3 protein-coding genes are annotated in these 5251 nt (G+C 40.7%); 1 reads left to right on the top strand and 2 read right to left on the bottom strand.

Annotated features, from left to right (window positions below; all coding sequences use genetic code 11):
• Nucleotides 1–289: 289 nt before the first annotated feature.
• Both groL and groES read right to left on the bottom strand, forming a co-directional pair.
• Nucleotides 290–1927 (bottom strand): chaperonin GroEL, encoded by a 1638-nt coding sequence (gene groL, locus MUW74_RS03445; protein WP_243517801.1) that lies wholly within the window; start codon nt 1925–1927, stop codon nt 290–292.
• 51 nt (nt 1928–1978) lie between these two features.
• Nucleotides 1979–2257 carry a co-chaperone GroES gene (gene groES / locus MUW74_RS03440; RefSeq protein WP_243018214.1) on the bottom strand — a complete coding sequence of 93 codons (279 nt, stop codon included), beginning with the start codon at nt 2255–2257 and terminating at the stop codon, nt 1979–1981.
• A 357-nt stretch (nt 2258–2614) separates the two neighbouring features.
• On the opposite strand from groES, the gene MUW74_RS03435 reads away from it, so the two are divergent.
• Complete coding sequence (locus tag MUW74_RS03435) at nt 2615–5011, top strand: thiamine pyrophosphate-dependent enzyme (protein ID WP_243517803.1); 2397 nt, start codon at nt 2615–2617, stop codon at nt 5009–5011.
• The last annotated feature ends 240 nt before the right edge of the window (nt 5012–5251 follow it).

Here is a 5251-nt window from a genome sequence, read left to right as displayed (position 1 = left end):
AGCTGGAAAAACAGGAACCTACCTGCAATCCCTCCCGGCAACTGTTTTTCTTTTCATCTGTAAACTGCGCTTTCTGATCGCACTTTTTTCAAAGGGCGCGTTTTTTTCCTACCATAAGCCATAGGGATGAACGGAAACGGTGCCATAGGGGTGAATGAAAACAAATTTTTTTCGTATTTGTTCACGATTGAATAAGGTAACCTTTTATACCCAAAGACATTAAAAAAATCAGATGACCAGTTGGTTACTGATCACCTGATTTTCGCATAGATAACAGTCAAACAGGATACTACATCATACCCCCCATTCCACCACCCATTGGAGGCATAGGAGCAGCTTTTTCATCCTCAGGATCATCTGCTACTACACAAGCCGTAGTAAGTAAAAGGGAAGCAATAGAAGCTGCATTCTCTAGCGCAAGCCTAGTTACTTTGGTTGGATCAATGATTCCAGCCGTGTAGAGATCTTCAAATGTATCTGTACGGGCATTATAGCCAAAAGAGGCACTGCCTTCTTTTACACGTTGTACCACTACAGATGGCTCACCACCTGCATTAGATACAATCGTCCTTAAAGGAGACTCTAGAGCAAGCTTTAAGATTTTGATACCAGTGCGCTCGTCTTCGTTCTCTACGGCTATATTATCCAGTACCCCAGATGTAGCGGCACGTAACAAGGCAACTCCTCCACCTGGAACAATACCTTCTTGCACGGCTGCTCTGGTTGCATGTAGGGCATCATCTACACGATCTTTTTTTTCCTTCATCTCAACTTCTGTGGCCGCACCAATATAAAGAATGGCTACACCACCAGATAACTTGGCCAAACGTTCTTGTAACTTTTCTTTATCGTAATCAGAAGTAGCATGGGCTATTTGTGCCTTGATTTGGCCAATTCTAGCCTCAATAGCTTGCTTATCTCCTCCCCCATTCACAATAATGGTATTATCCTTGTTGATATTGATTTTTTCTGCGGTACCCAAGCATTCCAAAGTAGCGGCTTCAAGTTTGCAGCCTTTCTCTTCAGTAATTAAAGCACCTCCTGTAAGGGCTGCAATATCCTCTAGCATAGCTTTTCTTCTATCACCAAAGCCAGGAGCTTTTACAGCCGCTACGCGCAACACGCCACGAATTTTATTTACAACCAGTGTAGCTAACGCTTCGCCATCTACATCCTCGGCAATAATGACCAATGGCCTGCCACCTTGAGAAACAGCTTCTAAAATAGGTAACAGCTCCTTCATGACAGAAATTTTCTTATCACAAATAAGGATGTAAGGATTCGACAGCTCTACTTCCATTTTTTCTGTATTAGTCGCAAAATAAGGAGATAAATAGCCTCGATCGAACTCCATTCCTTCCACTACCTTTACTTCTGTTTCTGTACCCTTAGCCTCCTCAACCGTGATCACACCATCTTTACCCACTTTTTCCATAGCATCTGCAATCATTTTACCAATCTTGCTATCACTATTAGCGGAAATAGTAGCCACCTGTTCTATCTCTTTGGAATTATGAATCTTTTTAGAAGTGTCTTGCAATTTTTTAACAATTGCTTCTACTCCTTTGTCTATACCACGCTTAATATCCATAGGATTAGCCCCTGCAGCCACATTTTTAATACCATGGGTAAAAATAGATTGGGCTAAAAGGGTCGCAGTAGTAGTACCATCTCCCGCACTATCAGCTGTTTTAGAAGCTACTTCTTTTACCAACTGGGCACCCATGTTTTCTACAGGGTCTTTTAGACTAATTTCTTTTGCTACTGATACACCATCTTTAGTAACACTAGGTGCCCCAAATTTTTTATCCAAAATAACGTTTCTGCCTTTTGGACCTAGCGTAACCTTGACACCATTGGCCATGGTATCAATACCTCGCTTAAGCTTTTCTCGTGCTTCTGCATCAAAAAATATATTTTTTGCCATTGTATATAAATTTATTATTAGGTTATAAGGATCTAATTGACTAAGAAGCTATTAGGTAATAGCATAAATATCAGACTCTTTCATAATAAGATAAAGCCTACCATCTATAGATAACTCCGTGCCACTATATTTGCCATAGAGCACCTTATCCCCTACTTTAACACTCATAGGCTCGTCTTTTTTGCCTGGACCTACGGCAATTACTTGGCCCTTTTGGGGTTTTTCCTTAGCGCTATCAGGAATAATAATACCGCCTACTGTTTTTTCTTCAGCTGCTGCAGGTTCTACCAGAACCCGATCAGCCAATGGTTTTATATGAACTTTGGTCATAACTTTTTTTATATAATTGATTGATCGTATACATCTAAAATTAAAACGTGCACAGCACGCTAATTTGCTTGCACGCATGCTAATCTGACCTGCAATACAGCATATTTCATGCCAAATAGTTTAATCAAATAAAATGTAAACTATAAATGACTAGTTACTGACTAATTGTCAGTACTTAGCACAGTAGCACACCGAAACATATTAAATGTATGGGAGGAGCATAGATCAGTTTCGACACAAAAGTGCCATTAGCAATAGGTTGTGCAAAAGGTCTAATGATTTTTGCATAAAAAGCCTTTACTTTTGTATCACTTATTTACTAGCTATGTATTATCTAGCTCCATTACCATAAAGCATATGTTACAATCCTTATCTATTACGCCTACTGACATACTGAATGACTATCGAATAGCATGCGAAAGCAGAGCAGCAAGCCTATTGGCACGTAAAGAAGTATTTGCAGGAAAAGCCAAATTTGGTATTTTTGGAGATGGCAAAGAGGTGGCTCAACTAGCCATGGCTAAATATTTCCAACCTGGCGATTGGCGTTCGGGTTACTATAGGGACCAAACGTTTATGTTGGCCATTGGAGCTTTAACCTGGCAACAATACTTTGCGCAGTTATATGCACACGCTTCTATAGAGGCTGAACCAGCTTCTGGAGGGAGAATGATGAACAGCCACTTTGCAACAAGATTTATAGATGAAGCAGGCAATTGGTTAAACCAACTAACCAGCAAAAATGTTTCAGCTGATCTCTCACCTACCGCTTCACAAATGCCTAGGTTATTGGGGCTAGCCTATGCTTCTAAATTGTATCGCTCACCTGCGTTTGAAAAAATGCAAACAAATTTCTCTAATCAAGGTAATGAAGTGGCTTTTGGCACCATTGGTGATGCCAGTACCTCAGAAGGTATGTTTTTTGAAACCATTAATGCAGGAGGCGTACTGCAAGTGCCTATGTGTATCTCTATTTGGGATGATGGGTATGGTATTTCTGTGCCCCAAGCCTATCATACAACCAAGGGAGATATTTCGGCTGTTTTAGCAGGTTTTAAACGCACAAAACATCAAGCTGGCTATGAAATATTTGTTACCAAGGGGTGGGACTATCTAGACCTATGTAAGACCTATTACCAGGCAGTCACCATCTGTAGAGCAGAACATATTCCGGTATTGATTCACGTTAAAGAAATGACCCAACCGCAAGGTCATTCTACATCTGGCTCCCACGAGCGCTACAAGCCAACAGAACGATTAGCGTGGGAAGCAGCCTATGATTGCTTACCCAGGATGGCAGCATGGATGGTACAAAGTGGCATAACTACAGAGGAAACACTCCAACAGATGGCTTTAGCAGCAGAGCAAAAAGTAAAAATAGCACAGCAAACAGCCTGGAATAAACTAGTAAGCGAAAATAACGAAGAAAAACAAGAGCTACTGGCTTTGCTAAACGATATCGTATGGCCCAAAGAGGCAGCGGGCGCCAACCAGCTGCCAACCATCATAGATGAACTAACCGCATTGCCACATCCCCGCCATTTAGATGTAACGCAGGCAGTAGATAAAGCCCTCTATGCCTTACGGGAAATACCTTATATCCATAAAAAAAACATACTAGCTTGGTGGAACAAAAATAGAAGAAACAACGAAAAAAGATTTAGTAGCCATCTGTATAGCCATTCTAACGATGCTGCCTTATGGGTAAAAGCAAATCCGCCTATTTATGGAGACAATCCTGCGCAAGTAGACGGCAGGGAAATATTATGTGGTTATTTTAAATCATTATTCGAGCGAGATGGTCGTGTTTTTGCTATTGGACAAGACCTAGGAAAAATAGGTGATGTCAACCAAGGTTTTGCCGGTCTACAAGCGCTATATGGGGAATTACGTGTAACAGATACAAGCATTCGTGAATGTACTATGATCGGCCAAGGTATTGGTGCAGCTATGCGTGGGCTAAGGCCTATTGTTGAAATACAATATTTAGATTACCTACCTTATGCCCTGCAAATTATAGAAGATGATTTAGCAACACTGCGATATAGAACAAAAGGGGGGCAAAAAGCCCCTATGATCATTCGAACAAGAGGCCATCGCCTAGAAGGTATTTGGCATGCTGGTTCCTATATATCAAGCATTATACAGGCTATAAGGGGCATATACCTAATCGTTCCTCGTAATATGACCCAAGCAGCTGGTTTTTATAATACGATGATGCAATCAGATGATATTGCTTTAATCATTGAATGTTTAAATGGTTACCGGTTAAAAGAAGCTATGCCTAGTAATTTAGATAGAATGACCATACCGCTAGGTATACCGGAGCTACTCCGTATAGGCAGAGATGTTACCATTGTGACCTATGGTGCCATGTGTCGCATTGTTTGTCAAGCAGCAGACCGTCTTGCTGCTTTAGGGATTGAGTGTGAAGTAATCGATGTACAAACCTTATTACCTTTTGATAGAGAACATACCATTGTAAAATCATTAGCCAAAACCAATCGCATTGTTTTTGCAGATGAAGATGTACCAGGGGGTACAACTGCCTATATGATGCAACAAGTATTGGAAGTACAAGAGGGCTATGGTATGCTGGACGAAGCACCAATCACCATTAGTAGCCAACCACATCGCCCAGCCTATGGAGATGATGGGAACTATTTTTCCAAACCAAATGTGGAAGCAGTAGTAGGTAAAATATATCAGATGATGCACCAAGCTGATCCATCACGCTACCCAGCTGTTTTTTAGTAACTGTTCAGCACCCACCCACGGGCGTGGGTTATACCTAAAAAGGGAGCGTCATATTGATTATGCTTTTATTAAAAATATAATCCATTTCAATTTGCAAGCTTATTCTCCCAATAAGCTTGTTAGTCAAATGTTTTTAGGAAAATAATTAATAAAAACTATAGTTTATTTTTTACTGTTTGTCCGAAAAAAACACACCTAATATGTCGATCCCCCTAAAGAGTATCTGTTCATGACACT

Origin of the sequence: Candidatus Cardinium sp. cBcalN2 (genome assembly GCF_022810445.1) — a bacterium.
Taxonomy (GTDB): Bacteria; Bacteroidota; Bacteroidia; order Cytophagales; family Amoebophilaceae; genus Cardinium.
The sequence above is the reverse complement of the archived record's forward strand: the minus strand, read 5'-3'. Positions and strand labels throughout refer to the sequence as shown.